15 protein-coding genes are annotated in these 15,473 nt (G+C 71.2%); 11 read left to right on the forward strand and 4 right to left on the reverse strand.

Translation table 11 applies throughout. The annotated features are described in order from the left end of the window. Nucleotides 1-30: 30 nt before the first annotated feature. From glgA to NQ151_RS00725, 3 genes are all read left to right on the forward strand, one after another. The gene (glgA, locus tag NQ151_RS00715; RefSeq protein ID WP_257526702.1) at nt 31-1,224 is read left to right on the forward strand and encodes a glycogen synthase; all 1,194 of its coding nucleotides are present in this window, start codon (nt 31-33) and stop codon (nt 1,222-1,224) included. Nucleotides 1,225-1,233: 9 nt separating this feature from the next. Continuing rightward, nucleotides 1,234-2,028 (forward strand): ABC transporter ATP-binding protein, encoded by a 795-nt coding sequence (locus NQ151_RS00720; protein ID WP_257509926.1) that lies wholly within the window; start codon nt 1,234-1,236, stop codon nt 2,026-2,028. Between the two features lie 97 nt (nt 2,029-2,125). Next, entirely contained in the window at nt 2,126-2,377 is a 252-nt protein-coding gene (locus NQ151_RS00725; protein WP_257509925.1) for a type B 50S ribosomal protein L31, read from the forward strand. 102 nt (nt 2,378-2,479) lie between these two features. Here the strand turns inward: NQ151_RS00725 and NQ151_RS00730 are convergent, their stop codons facing one another. Continuing rightward, on the reverse strand, nt 2,480-3,223 hold the full coding sequence (locus NQ151_RS00730; RefSeq protein ID WP_257526703.1) for a 3'-5' exonuclease: 744 nt from the start codon (nt 3,221-3,223) through the stop codon (nt 2,480-2,482). A 70-nt stretch (nt 3,224-3,293) separates the two neighbouring features. Between NQ151_RS00730 and NQ151_RS00735 the strand changes: the two genes are divergently transcribed. Beyond that, complete coding sequence (locus NQ151_RS00735) at nt 3,294-4,193, forward strand: alpha/beta fold hydrolase (protein ID WP_257526704.1); 900 nt, start codon at nt 3,294-3,296, stop codon at nt 4,191-4,193. On the opposite strand, the gene NQ151_RS00740 is transcribed toward NQ151_RS00735, so the two are convergent. Beyond that, entirely contained in the window at nt 4,153-4,713 is a 561-nt protein-coding gene (locus tag NQ151_RS00740; protein ID WP_257526705.1) for a CGNR zinc finger domain-containing protein, read from the reverse strand. The two genes, NQ151_RS00735 and NQ151_RS00740, sit on opposite strands and share 41 nt — an antisense overlap. 73 nt (nt 4,714-4,786) lie before the next feature. Between NQ151_RS00740 and NQ151_RS00745 the strand changes: the two genes are divergently transcribed. Then, nucleotides 4,787-5,806 (forward strand): DMT family transporter, encoded by a 1,020-nt coding sequence (locus tag NQ151_RS00745; protein ID WP_257526706.1) that lies wholly within the window; start codon nt 4,787-4,789, stop codon nt 5,804-5,806. A 178-nt stretch (nt 5,807-5,984) separates the two neighbouring features. On the opposite strand, the gene NQ151_RS00750 is transcribed toward NQ151_RS00745, so the two are convergent. Then, the gene (locus tag NQ151_RS00750) at nt 5,985-6,458 is read right to left on the reverse strand and encodes an Lrp/AsnC family transcriptional regulator (protein ID WP_257526707.1); all 474 of its coding nucleotides are present in this window, start codon (nt 6,456-6,458) and stop codon (nt 5,985-5,987) included. A 168-nt stretch (nt 6,459-6,626) separates the two neighbouring features. On the opposite strand from NQ151_RS00750, the gene NQ151_RS00755 reads away from it, so the two are divergent. The 3 genes from NQ151_RS00755 to NQ151_RS00765 are packed head-to-tail and all read left to right on the forward strand — an operon-like array spanning nt 6,627 to nt 10,080. Next, the gene (locus NQ151_RS00755) at nt 6,627-7,763 is read left to right on the forward strand and encodes a thiamine pyrophosphate-dependent enzyme (protein WP_257526708.1); all 1,137 of its coding nucleotides are present in this window, start codon (nt 6,627-6,629) and stop codon (nt 7,761-7,763) included. Next, complete coding sequence (locus NQ151_RS00760) at nt 7,760-8,770, forward strand: alpha-ketoacid dehydrogenase subunit beta (protein ID WP_257526709.1); 1,011 nt, start codon at nt 7,760-7,762, stop codon at nt 8,768-8,770. The genes NQ151_RS00755 and NQ151_RS00760 overlap by 4 nt, the downstream gene beginning before the upstream one ends. After that, complete coding sequence (locus NQ151_RS00765; RefSeq protein WP_257526710.1) at nt 8,767-10,080, forward strand: dihydrolipoamide acetyltransferase family protein; 1,314 nt, start codon at nt 8,767-8,769, stop codon at nt 10,078-10,080. The genes NQ151_RS00760 and NQ151_RS00765 overlap by 4 nt, the downstream gene beginning before the upstream one ends. Nucleotides 10,081-10,111: 31 nt before the next feature. On the opposite strand, the gene NQ151_RS00770 is transcribed toward NQ151_RS00765, so the two are convergent. Then, nucleotides 10,112-10,708 carry an SACE_7040 family transcriptional regulator gene (locus NQ151_RS00770; protein ID WP_257526711.1) on the reverse strand — a complete coding sequence of 199 codons (597 nt, stop codon included), beginning with the start codon at nt 10,706-10,708 and terminating at the stop codon, nt 10,112-10,114. Nucleotides 10,709-10,815: 107 nt separating this feature from the next. On the opposite strand from NQ151_RS00770, the gene NQ151_RS00775 reads away from it, so the two are divergent. Genes NQ151_RS00775 through NQ151_RS00785 form a run of 3 tightly spaced genes read left to right on the forward strand, consistent with a single transcriptional unit; the run spans nt 10,816 to nt 15,468 of the window. Continuing rightward, nucleotides 10,816-12,387 (forward strand): carboxyl transferase domain-containing protein, encoded by a 1,572-nt coding sequence (locus NQ151_RS00775; protein WP_257526712.1) that lies wholly within the window; start codon nt 10,816-10,818, stop codon nt 12,385-12,387. A gap of 1 nt (nt 12,388) precedes the next feature. Next, nucleotides 12,389-14,302, forward strand: coding sequence for an acetyl/propionyl/methylcrotonyl-CoA carboxylase subunit alpha (locus tag NQ151_RS00780; RefSeq protein WP_257526713.1), 1,914 nt, complete (start codon nt 12,389-12,391; stop codon nt 14,300-14,302). Continuing rightward, nucleotides 14,299-15,468: an acyl-CoA dehydrogenase family protein gene (locus tag NQ151_RS00785; protein WP_257509913.1), complete on the forward strand. Its 1,170-nt coding sequence runs from the start codon at nt 14,299-14,301 to the stop codon at nt 15,466-15,468. Before NQ151_RS00780 ends, NQ151_RS00785 begins: the two co-directional genes overlap by 4 nt. Nucleotides 15,469-15,473: the final 5 nt, after the last annotated feature.

Raw genomic sequence — 15,473 nt, forward strand, 5'->3', positions numbered from 1 at the left:
AACACTTGCGCTTGTACTAGCGTTCGTGGCATGCGCGTCGACATCGTCACCAAGGAATACCCGCCGGAGATCTATGGCGGGGCAGGGGTCCACGTCACCGAACTGGTCAAATCGCTGCGTGCGCAGCTGGAGGTGCGGGTGCGGGCCTTCGGCGCCGACCGCGACGAGGAGGGCACCGTGTCGTACGGGGTGCCGGCCGAGCTGGCAGACGCCAACGGCGCCGTGCAGACCCTCGGCACCGACCTCGAGATCGTCGGCGACATCGCCGGTGCCGACGTCGTGCACAGTCACACCTGGTACGCCAACTTCGCCGGCCACCTGGCCTCGCTGCTGCACGGCATCCCGCACATCGTCACGGCGCACTCGCTGGAGCCGCTGCGGCCCTGGAAGGCCGAGCAGCTGGGCGGCGGCTACGCCATCTCCAGCTACATCGAGAAGACCGCCTACGAAGGCGCCGCCGCGATCGTCGCGGTGAGCGAGGGCATGCGGCAGGACATTCTGCGCAGCTACCCGGCGCTGGATCCCGACAAGGTGCGGGTGATCTACAACGGCATCGACGTCGATGCGTGGCATCCGGTCTCCGACCCCGAACTGCTCACCGAGTTGGGGGTGGATGCCGCACGGCCCAGTGTCGTGTTCGTCGGTCGCATCACCCGCCAGAAGGGCCTGCCGTATCTGCTCCGCGCCGCGGCTCTGCTGCCCCCCGAGGTGCAGCTGGTGCTGTGCGCCGGGGCGCCAGACACCCCGCAGATCATGGCGGAGGTGCAGGAGCTCGTGCGCGGACTGCAGGAGACCCGCTCCGGGGTCGTCTGGATCGACCGGCACCTGTCCCGGCATGAGCTGTGCACGCTGCTGTCGGCGGCGACCACTTTCGTCTGCCCGTCCGTGTACGAACCGCTCGGGATCGTCAACCTCGAGGCGATGGCGTGCGGTGCCGCCGTGGTCGGCACGGCTACCGGCGGCATCCCCGAGGTGATCGTCGACGGCGTGACCGGTCGACTGGTGCCCATCGAGCAGGTGCAGGACGGCACCGGCACCCCCATCGATCCGGACAAGTACGTCTCCGACCTCGCGGCGGTGCTCACCGAGGTGGTGTCCGATCCGGAACGCGCCGCAGCGTACGGTCGCGCCGGTCGCAGTCGGGCCACCGACGACTTCAGCTGGCAGGCGATCGCCGACAGCACGGCGGCGCTTTACGCGGAGGTGGCCGGCGCCGGCCGTTAGGCTGGGGTCATGGCTGAAGTTCTCGAGTTCTCCGACGTCGTCGTCCGCCGGAATGACCGGAACATCGTCGATCGCGTCGATTGGACCGTCACCGACGATCAGCGGTGGGTGATCCTCGGACCCAACGGGGCCGGCAAGACCACCGTCCTGCAGCTGGCCGCCTCGCTGCTGCACCCGACGTCCGGCGCGGTCACCATTCTGGGCGAGCGGCTGGGCCGTACCGACGTGTTCGAGCTGCGTCCCCGCATCGGCTTCGCCTCGTCCGCGATGGCACGCCGCGTGCCGCCGGAGGAGACGGTGCTCAACGTCGTGCTCACCGCGGCGTATTCGGTGCTGGGCCGCTGGCACGAGGCGTACGAGGACATCGACGAGCGTCGTGCGCTGCGCGTGCTGGCCGAATGGAAGCTCGAGAACCTGGCCGACCGCACGTTCGGCACGCTGTCCGACGGCGAGCAGAAGCGGGTGCAGATCGCCCGTGCCGTGATGACCGACCCGGAACTGCTGCTGTTGGACGAGCCGACCGCGAGCCTGGACCTGGGTGCACGCGAAGAGCTGCTCGGGCTGCTCAGCGGCTACGCGCAGGCACCGACCACCCCCGCCATGGTGATGGTGACCCATCACGTGGAAGAGATCCCGGTGGGCTTCACGCACGTGCTGCTGCTGCGCGACGGCGCCGTGGTCGCCGCGGGCCCCCTCGAGACCACCCTCACGCCGGAGAATCTGCAGGAGACGTTCGGCATGCCGATCGCGCTGCACGTCGTCGGCGGCCGCTACGCCGCACGGGCAGAGTTCGCCGGTTCCTGAGCAGCCCGAACGGCTGATAGAATCGACCCTTGGTGCACTCGCACCTCAGACTTTGACCGTTCTGGCAAAATCCAGAGCATCACCTCAAGGACATCTCATGAAGACTGACATCCACCCCGACTACCGTCCGATCGTGTTCCGCGATCTCGGCTCGGGAGACCTGTTCCTCACCCGTTCGACCGTCACCAGCGACAAGACCGTCGAGTTCGAGGGCACCGAGTACCCCGTGATCGACGTCGAGATCTCGTCGGCCTCGCACCCGTTCTACACGGGCAAGCAGCGCATCATGGACTCGGCCGGTCGCGTCGAGAAGTTCAACCAGCGCTTCAAGAACTTCGGCACCAAGTAAGTCGCCGCGAGAAAGGCCCCGCTTCGGCGGGGCCTTTCTCGTTGCGCGTTGCGCGCGCGTTTCGTCTCGCTGCGCTCGCTCAACGACCGGCGGGACCGCGCGTCAGCGCACCGGCCAGCTGCCGTCGAGCTTGTCGTCCGCATCGAGCCGGCCGATCTTGACGAAATACTCCGTCAGGCTCGCGGCTTGGGCGCGAGCCCAGGCGATCTGCTGGGTGTGCAGCTCCTGCGCGGTGGGCGGCAGCTGCGCGCCGAAGCGCTCCGCGAGCGCCTGTGCCACCCGGCCGGCGGCGACGGCGTCGGCGCAGGCGTCGTGGGCGCCCTCCAGCGGCACCGCGTAGTGCGCCGCGACGGCCTCGAGCGTGCGCTTGCCGCGCCGGAAGCGGTCGTGTGCCTTGTCGACGACGAGCGGATCGATGACCGGCCCGGGGGTCTTCAGCGGGCGGATGCCGTGGCGCACCGCCTCGTGCTTGAGCAGCGAGAAGTCGTAGCACGCGTTGTAGGCGACCACCGGGATGCCGGCGGCGAACAGGCCGCGCAGCGCCGCGACCACATCGGCGACCACCTCGGGCGCGGCGCGCCCCTCGGCACGCGCGTGCGCGGTGGTGATGCCGTGCACCGCGGTGGCGCCCTCGGGGATCTCCACGCCGGGGTCCGCGATCCAGTCCCGGGCATGCACGACGGCACCGGAGCCGTCGATCACGCCGACGTGGGCCGTGACGATGCGATCGGTCTCCACGTCGACACCGGTGGTCTCCAGATCGAACACGCCCACCAGCCGCGTCCACGCGGGAATGCGCTCGGGCTCGGGGAAATCGAGGAGCGGCTCGGGTTGCCACATCGTCATGCCCCAACGCTAGAGGCGGCCGGCGACATCGGCGGCGAGGCGCACCGCCAGGGGCTCGTAGACTCGATGGATGACCGCCGCGCACCCGTACGCACAGTCGCTCGCGCGCATCCCGGTGCGCCGCCACGAGGTGCAGGTGCAGGGCGGCGTGACCGCCTACTGGGAATACGGTCCGGCCGATGCGGAGCAGACGATCGTCGCGGTGCACGGCTTCCGCGGCGAGCACCACGGCCTTGAGCCGGTGGTCGCCCACCTTGACGGCATCCGCATCCTCATGCCCGACCTGCCGGGGTTCGGCGAGACCGCGCCGTTGCCGCACCGCCGCCACGATCTGGCCGCTTACGCCCAGTGGCTCACCGACTTCGTCGCGGCGACCGCGCCCGGCGCGGTGATCCTCGGCCACTCGTTCGGATCGATCGTCGTCGCCGCGGCCGTCGCCGGCGGACTGGCGACCCCGCGCGTCATCCTGGTCAACCCGATCGGCGCGCCGGCGCTGGAAGGCCCGCGCGGCATCCTGACGCGCCTGGCGGTGTTCTACTACTTCGCCGGTGCGAAGCTTCCGAAGTCGCTGGGCAGCGCGCTGCTGCGCAGCCGCCTGATCGTGCGGGTCATGAGCATGTCGATGGCCAAGACCCGCGACAAGGCGCTGCGCCGTTTCGTGCACGACCAGCACGACACCTACTTCTCCCGCTTCGCCGACCGCGATGTGCTGCACGACGCGTTCCTCGCGTCGGTGTCCAACGACATCCGCGCGCACGCGCCCGCCATCGCCCAGCCGACGCTGCTGGTGGCCGCCGTGCAGGACGACATCACCCCGATCGAGGCCGAGCGGCACCTTGTGACGCTGTTCCCGGACGCGCAGCTGGTCGAGATCGACGGCGTCGGGCACCTCATCCACTACGAGACGCCGCAGCCGGCGGCCGAGGCCATCAGGCGCTTTCTGCAGCCTTCCGACGACGGTACGCGTTGACGTTCATGCGATTGCCGCAGTTGCCGGTGTCGCAGTAGCGCTTCGAGCCGTTCTTGGAGTAGTCGATGTACACCGAGAGGCAGTCGTCGGCTGAGCATTCCCGCACCCGTTCATAGGCGTCGGAGCGGATGATGTCGACGAACGCCATCGCCGTCTCCACCAGGATGCGCGTGGCGAACGGCGCCTCGTCCCCGGCGGCGTGGATGTGCCAGTCGTAGCCTTCGTGGATCACCAGCTGCGGCAGGGCGTGACCATCGCGCAGCATGGCGTTGACGAGGGGGACCGCCCCTGCCCGATCGGTCAGCCACAGCGCGCGCAGCCGGGGGCGGATGCCGCGCACGGCATCCACTTCGCGCTGGTCGTGGGTGAACGACCCGGTGTAGGGGTGCACGGCGAGGAACCGCTGCAGATCCTCCCGGGTTTCGAGCCGGTCCGCGCCGTCGACGTCGGTTTCGGGCATGGTGTTGACCAGGTCGACCGCCGCCGCGAGGGCCAGCGTGGTGTCACGAGCGAAAAGCATGTTGACCCCTGACGTGGGTAGGGCGTACCGTCACCAGTGAACCACACGACACTCCTGACAGGCCAGGCGCGCAATGACCACATCCACTGTTGCATCCTCGCTCGCCGTCGCGGGGACGCCACGCGTCGCGACGTCGGGGCTGATCATGGCCGTGACCTCGGCTTTCGCCTTCTCCTCGAGCGGACCGCTGGTGAAGCCGCTGCTGGAGGCGGGGTGGTCCGTGGGGGCCGCGCTGCTGGTGCGCATGGGGCTGGCCGGGCTCATCCTGTCCCCGGCGCTGGTGCGGGCGATCCGCCGGGAGCGCGGATTCCTCCGCCGCCACGGCGGCATCGTCATCGCCTTCGGGCTGACCGCGGTCGCCGGCTGTCAGCTGTTCTACTTCGGGGCCATGCAGCGGATGCCGGTGGCCGTGGCCCTGCTCATCCAGTACATCGCGCCCGTGCTGCTGGTCGGCTGGGTATGGCTGCGCACGCGGCGGGCACCGTCCGCTCTGGTCATCGGCGGGTCGGTCGTCGCGATGACGGGACTCGTGCTCGTGGTGGACCTCACCGGCGCGCGTTTCGACCTGCTCGGCACTCTGCTGGCGCTGTGCGCCGCGGTGTGTGCGGCGGCGTACTTCGCGATCGCCGAGCGCAGTGGCGACCGGCTCCCGCCGCTGGCCCTCGCCGCCGGCGGGCTGCTGACCGGCACCGCCCTCGTCGGCGTGCTGCTGCTGACGGGCATCCTGCCCTTCGCCGCGCCCGCCGTGACGGTCGTGGTGGCAGGGATGGCGTTGCCGTGGTGGGTCCCGCTCGGCTGGGTGGCCGCGCTCGGCACGACCGTCGGCTACGCCCTGGGGGTCATGGCCGTGCCGCGGACCGGCGCGCGCGTGGCATCGTTCGTCGGTCTGTCCGAGGTGCTGTTCACGCTGATGCTCGCCTGGCTGCTCCTGGGCGAGGCGCCCGCGCCGGTGCAGTTCGTCGGGGGCGCGCTGGTGCTCACCGGTGTGGTGCTGGTACGGATGGATGCCGCGGCGCCCGCGTCACCGGCATCCGCTGCCGTCTCGTCGCCCGCGTCGCCCAAGAGCGTCGCCGCGGGCTCGCCCGTCCTCTAACCCGCGCCCCGGGCACGATGAGGGCCTCGCCTGTCACATATCGGGGGTCCGGGCCCCATTCGATCGGGGAGCGGGCGGCATCCGTGTGCCACAGTTTCGGAGAACTGCGGTTCTTCGGAGGGATTCGGGCTGTGGGCTCCGAAGTTGTGTAGATCCCCGAAGACGTGGCGCGGGCGCGTCAGCCCTGCTGGCCCGCCAGCGCCATGAGCGGGCGCACCCGGAAGCCGATGACCTCGTCCATGACGAGGGATGTCTCGGTGCGCTCAACCCCGTCGATGCCGAGGATGCGGGCGTCGATGTCGAACAGGTGCTGGGTGTCGCGTGCCGCGACCCGGACGACCAGATCCACCTGACCGCTCACGCCGTGCGCCTGGATCACTTCGGGGATGTCGGCGAGGTGCTGGGTGATCTGCGGGAGATCCGGCTGCCGTACGACGACCTCGAGCAGCGCCTCGATCGGGTAACCCAGGGCGTGCGGGGCGATCGCCCGCTCGTACGAGAGGAACACCCCGGCGCGGTCGAGCTTGGACATCCGTGCCTGTACGGTGTTGCGCGACAGGCTGAGGCGGTCCGCCAGGGCCACGACAGTGGCGCGCGGATCGTCGGCGAGGGCGTCCAAAAGGGCGAGGTCGACATGGTCGAGAGTCGTCATACTGCTCAACGGTAGCACGGGTTTGTGCGCATAAAATGCGCAACATGCTCAAGATTGACCGGGATGCTTGAGCTAGGTGCTCGTGCGACGTACGCTCACCGCAGTCGGCGACGAGGCCGGCGCACACGCGACGGCGTCCTCACGAGGGATGCCGGGACGGAGGCGACGATGGCGTATCCCCCGAGCACAGCGGCCCAGCCCGCAACCGATGTCGGAAGTGTAGCCCGGCTGATCACGCCCGACGGCGAGCGCGTCTCGGATCCGGCACTCGATCGCTGGGCGACAGACGTCGACGACGCGCTGCTGTCGGACCTCTACCGCGACATGGTGCGCACCCGACGCCTGGACACCGAGGGCGTGGCGCTGCAGCGGCAGGGGCAACTCGGGCTGTGGGCACCGAGCCTGGGTCAGGAGGCCGCACAGGTCGGCACGGCGCGCGCCCTGCGCAGCAGTGACTTCGTATTCCCGAGCTACCGGGAGCTGGGCGTGCAGTTGGTGCGGGGGGCGACCCCCACCCAGCTGATCCAGGTCTGGCGCGGCGAAGAGCAGTCGATGGGCGACCCGTTCGCCCGCGGCACGGCAGGTCCTCAGATCATCATCGGCGCGCAGACCCTGCACGCCGTCGGCTACGCGATGGGCATCCAGCGCTCCGCCCGGCCCGACGGCGCGCGAGCGGACGATGTCGCGGTGGCGTACTTCGGGGACGGGGCGTCCAGCCAGGGCGATGTCAACGAGGCGATGGTGTTCGCGGCATCCTTCGGCGCGCCCGTCGTCTTCGTGTGCTGCAACAACCAGTGGGCCATCTCCGAGCCGGTCGCGGTGCAATCGCGGTTCCCGCTGGCCGGGCGCGCACCCGCGTTCGGCATCCCGAGCCTGCGTATCGACGGCAACGACGTGCTGGCCGGCTTCGCGGCGATGCGGTGGGCACTGGAGCGCGCCCGCAGCGGCGCCGGTCCCGCCTACATCGAGGCGGTGACCTACCGCATGGGTCCCCACACCACCGCTGACGACCCCACCCGCTATCGCGACCCTGCCGAGCTGGAACTGTGGCGCGGGCGCGATCCGCTCACCCGCGTCGAGACGCTGCTGCGCGCACGAGGCGCGCTGGACGATGCCGCCGCCGCCGATATCGCCGCGGAGGCCGACGACCTGGCCGCGCAGATGCGCGCTGCCTGCCTGTCGTACCGCACCCGGGAGCCGCTGACGATCTTCGACGAGGTGTACGCCGAGCCGCACACCGGGCTGGAGCGTCAGCGCCGCGCCTATGCCGCCTATCTCGCCGGATTCGAGGAGGACCAGCGATGACCGAACTCACGATGGCCAAGGCCCTCAACGCCGCGCTGGATCGCGCGCTGACCGACGACCCGGCCGTGCTGCTGCTGGGCGAGGACATCGGTGCGCTCGGCGGCGTCTTCCGGGTGACCGACGGCTTGCTGGCCGGCCACGGCGCCGCGAGGGTGATCGATACGCCGCTGGCCGAATCCGGCATCATGGGCGCCGCGGTCGGCCTGGCGTTCCGCGGGTTCCGCCCGGTGGTCGAGCTGCAGTTCGACGGCTTCGTGTACCCCGCCTTCGACCAGATCGTGTGCCAGGTCGCCAAGATGCACTATCGCACGCGTGGGGCGGTGCGGATGCCGCTGACGGTGCGCCTGCCCTGGGCCGGCGGTGTCGGGGCCGCCGAGCACCACTCCGAGTCACCGGAGGCGTACTTCGTGCACACCTCGGGGCTGCGTGTGGTCGCCGTGTCGAACCCGGCGGACGCCTATCTGATGCTGCGGCAGGCGATCGCCTCCGACGACCCGGTCGTTTTTTTCGAACCGAAGCGGCTTTATCACGCCAAGGGCGAGGTCGACCTCGACGCGGACCTGGCCGACGCCCCGCCGATGGGCCTGGCGCGGATCGTCCGGGAGGGGACGGATGCCACGGTCGTCACCTACGGCGCACAGGTCACCACTGCACTGCAGGCGGCCACGGCCGCGGAGGACGACGGGCTGTCGCTGGAGGTGACCGACCTGCGATCGCTGTCGCCGGTGGACTACGACACCGTCGCGGCATCCGTGCGCAAGACCGGACGCGTCGTCATCACCCACGAGGCGCCGGGGGAGGCCGGCGTCGGCGCGGAGGTGTCCGCCGGCATCACCGAGCGCTGCTTCCACCACCTCGAGGCGCCGCCGGTGCGGGTCACCGGGCACGACATCCCCTACCCGCCGGCGAAGCTCGAGCGACACCACCTGCCGGACCTCGACCGAATCCTCGACGCCGTGGACCGGGTGCTGCAGCGGCCCAACAGCCTCACCGGGGTGGAGCTGTGATCGCCGAGTTCCGGCTGCCGGATCTGGGTGAAGGCCTGCCGGAGGCGGAGCTGGTGACCTGGCTCGTGGCGGAGGGTGACGAGGTGACGCTGAACCAGACCCTCGCGGAGGTGGAGACCGCCAAGGCCATTGTGGAGCTGCCCTCGCCGCACGCGGGGCGCATCGCGGCGCTGCACGCGGCACCCGGCGAGGTGATCGCCGTGGGCAGCGTGATCGTCTCGGTCGAGGTCACGACCGAGACCGACGCGCTCGCCGAAGCGACCCCGGCGCCCCAACCGGAGACCGCCGAACCCGCGCCGGCCGCGCATCTGGTCGGCTACGGCGCCGCACCGCCATCCTCCGGCCGCCCGCAACGCCGCAGGCGCACCATCCGCACAGCAGTCGCCGCCGACGCCGATGTACTGCAGGCGGCGCCGCACGATGCCGTCCGCACCCTGGAACCTGAGCACCCGCACGGCGAGCGCCCCCGCTCCACTCCGCCGGTGCGCCGGCTGGCCAGGGAACTCGGCGTCGATCTGGCACAGGTGACCCCCACCGGAGCCGAGGGCCTGGCAACCCGCGCCGACGTCGAGGCGTTCGCGCGGCACGCGGATACACCGCCCCCGGCGACCCAGGGCGAGGTCACCCGCATCCCCGTTCGCGGCATCCGTCGTCACACCGCCGAGGCAATGGTGCGCAGCGCCTTCACGGCGCCCCACGCCACCGTCTTTCTCACCGTCGACGTGACCGAGACGATGCGGCTGCTCGCCTCGCTGCGCGAGGACCGGCAGCTGACCGGCCACCGCATCGGCATTCTCGCCGTCGTCGCCAAGGCGGTGTGCCTCGCACTGCCGCGGCATCCGATGCTCAACGCCCGCTGGGAGGGCGAGGAGATCGTGCAGTTCCACCGGGTGCACCTGGGCATCGCCGCGGCCACCGACCGGGGGCTCGTGGTGCCGAACGTGAAGGATGCCGGCACCCTCACGCTGGTCGAACTCGCCGACGCGATCACGCAGCTGACCGAGACCGCGCGTGCCGGCCGTACGGCGCCGGCTGCACTGGCGGGCGGGACGTTCTCCCTTACCAACGTCGGCGTGTTCGGAGTGGATGCCGGCACCCCGATCCTCAATCCGGGTGAGGCGGGGATCCTGGCGCTGGGCACCGTGCGACGCACCCCGTGGGAGCACGACGGGCAGATCGCGCTGCGTGATGTGCTGACCCTCAGCCTGTCGTTCGACCACCGGCTTGTCGACGGCGAGCAGGGTGCGCGGTTCCTGGCGGAGGTGGGCGCGCTGCTGCGGGAGCCGGGCCGGGCGATGCTGGTCGCGTGACCTGCTGCGAGCCGGGGGAGTGCGGCCGTCCTCAGGCGGTGAGGCTGGCGCGCGCCATCTCGCGCAGGATGCCTCGCACATCTGCGTCCGCAGAACCGTCACGGGCGGCCTGCAGGCTGTGGGGCGTGGAGTTGATGAGTCCGAAGCAGGCATGCGCGCGCACCCGCTGGTCGGCGGCCGACGGCGACGGCCGACGGCGCGAGAGCACCTCGACCCACAGCTCGACGTATTCGCGCTGCAGGCGACGCACGGTGTGGAGGTCGGCGTCGCCGAGGCTGGCCAGCTCCCGGTCCTGCACGCGGATGACGTCCGCTGACGACAGCGCGAAGTCCACATGAAACGCGATGAGCGCATCCAGCGCCTCGTCGGGGGTACCGCCTGCGGCGACCACCTCGCGGCCGCCCTCGAGCAGGGTGCGGCTCACTCCCACCAGGATCTCGCCCAGCAGAGCCTGCTTGTTGGGGAAATGCCGGTACACGGCCGGGCCGGAAAAGCCGACGGCCGTGCCCAGATCCTCCAGACTCACCCCGGCGAACCCGCGGTCGGCGAACAGCCGAGCGGCCTCGCGCACGAGCGCCGCCTGGCGGTCCGCCTTCGCGCGGTCGCGGTGGGTCGGTCCCGTTGCCATCTCAGTTAATCCTCGCTAACCTGAAGTCTCGGTTAGGGACAACTAACCACGTGCCTCGCCCGCCTCACAAGCGGGTGTGACGCGATCGTGACGTCGACGGAGACAGCATGAGCGCACCGGTCGCCGAACCCACTCAGCGGGAACTCGCGGAAAGCCTGCGCACGCGCCTCGCCGCCGTGGCCGCCGGCGGGGGAGACGCGGCCCGGGAACGGCATCGTGCCCGCGGCAAACTGCTGCCCCGGGAGCGGATCACGCGCCTGCTCGACGAGGGCAGCGCGTTCCTGGAACTGGCTCCGCTGGCGGCAGAAGGACTCTACGACGCTCAGGCGCCCGCCGCCGGCGTCGTCGCCGGGATCGGCCTGGTGCAGGGCCGTCAGGTGATGGTGATCTGCAACGATGCCACCGTCAAGGGCGGCACGTATTACCCCCTCACCGTCAAGAAGCACCTGCGCGCGCAGGAGGTCGCGTTGGAGAACCGGCTGCCCTGCATCTACCTCGTCGACTCCGGCGGGGCCTACCTGCCGATGCAGGACGAGGTGTTCCCCGACCGCGACCACTTCGGCCGCATCTTCTACAACCAGGCGCGGCTGTCCGCCGCCGGCATCCCGCAGCTGTCGGCGGTGCTCGGATCGTGCACCGCCGGTGGTGCGTATGTGCCGGCGATGAGCGACGAGACCGTCATCGTGCGCGGACAGGGCACGATCTTCCTGGGCGGGCCGCCGCTGGTGAAGGCGGCCATCGGCGAGGTCGTCACGGCGGAGGAGCTGGGCGGGGGAGAACTGCACGCCCGCCGGTCCGGCGTCGCCGATCATCTCGCCGAGGATGACGAGCACGCCCTGGAGATCATCCGCGACATCGTACTGACACTGCCGCCGCCGGCGGACCCCGCGTGGCGGGTGCACGAGCCGGCCGAGCCCCAGGCGCCGGCCGCCGACCTCTACGACATCGTCCCGGTCGACGTGGCCCAGCCCTACGACGCCCGCCAGGTCATCGACCGCATCGTGGACGGCGACAGCGGGCACGAGTTCAAGCGGGAGTACGGCACCACCCTCATCACGACGTTCGCCCGCATCCACGGTCACCCGGTCGGCATCCTCGCCAACAACGGGGTGCTGTTCGGCGAATCGGCGCTCAAGGGCGCGCACTTCATCGAGCTGTGCGACCAACGAGGCATTCCGCTGGTGTTCCTGCAGAACATCTCCGGGTTCATGGTGGGCCGCGACGCCGAGGCTGCCGGCATCGCCAAGGACGGCGCGAAGATGGTCACCGCGGTCGCCACGACCCGGGTGCCCAAGCTCACCGTCGTGATCGGCGGCTCCTTCGGCGCCGGCAACTACGCCATGTGCGGCCGCGCCTACTCGCCACGGTTCCTGTGGAGCTGGCCGGGCAGCCGCATCTCGGTGATGGGCGGCGCGCAGGCGGCATCCGTGCTCGCCACCGTGAAAGCCGACCAACTCACGGCCCGGGACGAAAGCTGGAGCGCCGAGGACCGCGCCGCCTTCGAAGCACCCGTGCGGGCGCAGTTCGCCCTGCAGAGCGACCCGTATTACGCCACCGCCCGGCTGTGGGACGACGGCATCATCGACCCCGTCGACACCCGCGACGTGCTGGGGCTGGCCCTGGACGTCGTCTCGCGGGTGCCGCTCCCCGACCCCGGCTTCGGCCTGTTCCGGATGTGACATGGACGCGCCCCTGTTCCAGACCGTGCTCGTGGCCAACCGCGGCGAGATCGCGCGGCGGATCATCCGGACGCTGCGCCGTCTCGGCATCCGCTCGGTCGCCGTCTACAGCGACGCCGACGCCGGTGCACCCCATGTGCGTGAGGCCGATGTCGCCGTGCGCATCGGGCCCGCCGCCGCGGCGGCGTCGTACCTGAACGCGGTCGCCGTCGTGACCGCGGCCCGCGACGCCGGGGCGCAGGCCGTGCACCCCGGGTACGGGTTCCTCTCCGAGAACGCCGACTTCGCCCGGGCGTGCACCGACGCCGGCCTGGTGTTCATCGGCCCCGGGGAGCACGCGCTGCGGGTGATGGGCGACAAGATCCGCGCCAAGGAGCACGTCGCCGGACACGGGGTGCCCGTCGTCCCCGGGCTCAGCGCCGCGGGGATGACGGATGCCGCCATCATCGCGGCCGCGACGGCGCAAGGGTTCCCGCTGCTGGTGAAGCCGTCGGCCGGCGGCGGCGGCAAGGGGATGCAGGTCGTCGCGGATGCCGCCGCGCTCCCCGACGCGCTCGCCGCGGCCCGCCGCGTGGCCACCGCCGCGTTCGGAGACGACACGCTGCTGCTGGAGCGACTCATCGAGCGTCCCCGTCACATCGAGGTGCAGGTGCTCGCCGACGCGCACGGCGCGGTCGTGCACCTCGGCGAGCGCGAGTGCTCACTGCAGCGCCGGCACCAGAAGGTGATCGAGGAGGCCCCGTCACCCGCCGTCGACGAAGCCACCCGGCAGCGCCTCGGTGAGGCGGCGTGCCGGGCCGCGGCGAGCGTCGGCTACCGCGGGGCGGGCACGGTGGAGTTCCTCATGGCGGCAGACCGGCCGGAGGAGTTCTTCTTCATCGAGATGAACACGCGGCTGCAGGTGGAGCACCCGGTGACCGAACTCATCACCGGGGTGGACCTCGTCGCCGAACAGCTGCGGGTGGCGGCGGGCCTGCCGCTGGCGTTCCGGCAGGACGAGGTGCGCCTGACAGGACACGCGATCGAGGCGCGCGTGTACGCCGAGAACCCGGCACGCGGGTTCCTGCCCGCCACCGGCGAGGTGATCGCCTGGCGGGCGCCCGAGGGCGTGCGGGTCGATGGGGCGGTGGAGACCGGATCGGTCGTCACCGCCGATTACGACCCGATGATCGCGAAGGTCATCGCCCACGCCGCCGACCGGGCTCAGGCACTGGGGCGCTTGGATGCCGCGCTCGCCGAGACGGTCGTGCTCGGCGTGGATACCAACATCGCGTTCCTGCGGTCGCTGCTGGCCCGGCCCGCCGTGCGCGCCGGGGACCTCGACACCCACGTCATCGACGCGATGCCGCCGGTGGTCGCCCCCGCCCCGTCCGTCCGCGCGCTCGCCGCGGCGGCCGCGTTCCTGGAGACACCCGCGCCGCCGGATGCATCGCCCTGGCACCGCGGCGACGGCTGGCGCCTCGGGGGCAGGCACGAGCCGCGACAGCACGTGTTCCAGACGGAGGCGGGGCAGCTCGTCGCGGCATCCGCTGCCCCCATCGATGGCGCCACGGTCGCCCGCGACGCCGACGGCGATGTGTGGGTGCACTCCGGCGGCGAGACCCAGCGGCTGCGACCGGTGCCCCGCCGTGAGGCATCGCGACGGCGCCGTGCGCGGCGCTCGCACACCGAAGCACCCGCCGAACCGCACGTGCGGGCGGCGCTGCCGGGAACGGTGGTCGCGGTGCACACCGAGGACGGCGCGCGGGTGGCATCCGGCGCCCGCCTCGTGACGATCGAAGCCATGAAGATGGAGCACACCGTGACCGCGCCACACGACGGCGTGGCACGGATCCTCGTCGCTGTCGGCGCGCAGGTGCGCCGCGACGAGGTGCTCGCCGAGATGCACGACATCCCCGAGGAGGACACGCCATGACCGGACCCATCGACCTGCGCTCGTATCCGCTGGAAGACGACGAGATCGAGCTCGCCCGCATGGTGCGCGCGTTCGCCGACGAGGTCGTCGCGCCCCAGGCGTACGAGGCCGACCGCACGCACACGCTGCCGATGGACGTCGTGGCGCAGATGGGGGAGCTGGGTCTGTTCGGGCTGCCGTTCCCCGAGGAGGTCGGCGGGCAGGGCGGCACCTACCTCGCCCTGGGCCTCGCTATCGAGGCGCTCGCCCGCGCCGACCAGTCGATCGCGATCACCCTCGAAGCGGCCGTGAGTCTGGGCGCCATGCCGGTGTTCCGGTTTGGCACCGACGCGCAGCGCGCCGAGCTGCTGCCCGACCTGCTGGCCGGACGCGCGCTGGCCGGCTTCGGGCTGACCGAGCCGGAGGCGGGGTCGGATGCCGGCGCCACCCGCACCACGGCACGTCAAGAGGACGGGGAGTGGGTGATCGACGGGAGCAAACAGTTCATCACCAACTCCGGCACCCCCATCACCCGGTTCGTCACCGTCACCGCCGTGACCGGCCGCGACGGCGAGCGGCCCGAGATCTCCACGATCATCGTGCCGAGCGGCACGCCGGGGTTCACTGTCGGGCCCGCCTACGACAAGGTCGGCTGGCGCGCGTCGGACACCCACCCGCTGACCTTCGACGGCTGCCGGGTGCCGGAGGCGAACCTGCTGGGCGAGCGCGGCCGGGGCCTGGCGAACTTCCTGCACATCCTCGACGAGGGCCGCATCGCGATCGCCGCTCTGGCCACGGGAGCGGCGGAAGGATGCCTGGAGGCGGCGCTGGCCTATGCCGGGTCGCGGGTCGTGTTCGGATCCGCGCTCGCCACCCGTCAAGGCATCCAATTCACCCTCGCCCGCATGCAGGCCCGCGTGCACACTGCGCGGCTGGCATGGCTGCAGGCCGCGCATCTGCGCGACGCGGGCCGGCCGTTCAAGACCGAGGCGGCCGTCGCCAAGCTCGTCTCCGGCGATGCGGCTATGGACAACGCGCGCGACGCGACGCAGATCTTCGGCGGCAACGGGTTCATGAACGAATACCCCGTCGCGCGCCACTACCGCGACAGCAAGATCCTGGAGATCGGCGAGGGGACCACCGAGGTGCAGCTGCTCGTCATCGCCCGCGCGCTCGGGGTAGCGTGAACGAC

Source organism: Microbacterium sp. zg-YB36 (assembly GCF_024623575.2).
In the GTDB taxonomy this organism is placed as follows: Bacteria; Actinomycetota; Actinomycetes; order Actinomycetales; family Microbacteriaceae; genus Microbacterium.

Excerpts from the sequence above, each read along its gene's own strand:
- NQ151_RS00775 (WP_257526712.1), top strand. The coding sequence starts at position 10,816 with ATGAGCGCACCGGTCGCCGAACCCACTCAGCGGGAACTCGCGGAAAGC.
- NQ151_RS00720 (WP_257509926.1), top strand. The coding sequence starts at position 1,234 with ATGGCTGAAGTTCTCGAGTTCTCCGACGTCGTCGTCCGCCGGAATGAC.
- NQ151_RS00725 (WP_257509925.1), top strand. The coding sequence starts at position 2,126 with ATGAAGACTGACATCCACCCCGACTACCGTCCGATCGTGTTCCGCGAT.
- NQ151_RS00730 (WP_257526703.1), bottom strand. The coding sequence starts at position 3,223 with ATGACGATGTGGCAACCCGAGCCGCTCCTCGATTTCCCCGAGCCCGAG.
- NQ151_RS00760 (WP_257526709.1), top strand. The coding sequence starts at position 7,760 with ATGACCGAACTCACGATGGCCAAGGCCCTCAACGCCGCGCTGGATCGC.
- glgA (WP_257526702.1), top strand. The coding sequence starts at position 31 with ATGCGCGTCGACATCGTCACCAAGGAATACCCGCCGGAGATCTATGGC.
- NQ151_RS00755 (WP_257526708.1), top strand. The coding sequence starts at position 6,627 with ATGGCGTATCCCCCGAGCACAGCGGCCCAGCCCGCAACCGATGTCGGA.
- NQ151_RS00785 (WP_257509913.1), top strand. The coding sequence starts at position 14,299 with ATGACCGGACCCATCGACCTGCGCTCGTATCCGCTGGAAGACGACGAG.
- NQ151_RS00770 (WP_257526711.1), bottom strand. The coding sequence starts at position 10,708 with ATGGCAACGGGACCGACCCACCGCGACCGCGCGAAGGCGGACCGCCAG.
- NQ151_RS00735 (WP_257526704.1), top strand. The coding sequence starts at position 3,294 with ATGACCGCCGCGCACCCGTACGCACAGTCGCTCGCGCGCATCCCGGTG.
- NQ151_RS00745 (WP_257526706.1), top strand. The coding sequence starts at position 4,787 with ATGACCACATCCACTGTTGCATCCTCGCTCGCCGTCGCGGGGACGCCA.
- NQ151_RS00780 (WP_257526713.1), top strand. The coding sequence starts at position 12,389 with ATGGACGCGCCCCTGTTCCAGACCGTGCTCGTGGCCAACCGCGGCGAG.
- NQ151_RS00740 (WP_257526705.1), bottom strand. The coding sequence starts at position 4,713 with ATGCTTTTCGCTCGTGACACCACGCTGGCCCTCGCGGCGGCGGTCGAC.
- NQ151_RS00750 (WP_257526707.1), bottom strand. The coding sequence starts at position 6,458 with ATGACGACTCTCGACCATGTCGACCTCGCCCTTTTGGACGCCCTCGCC.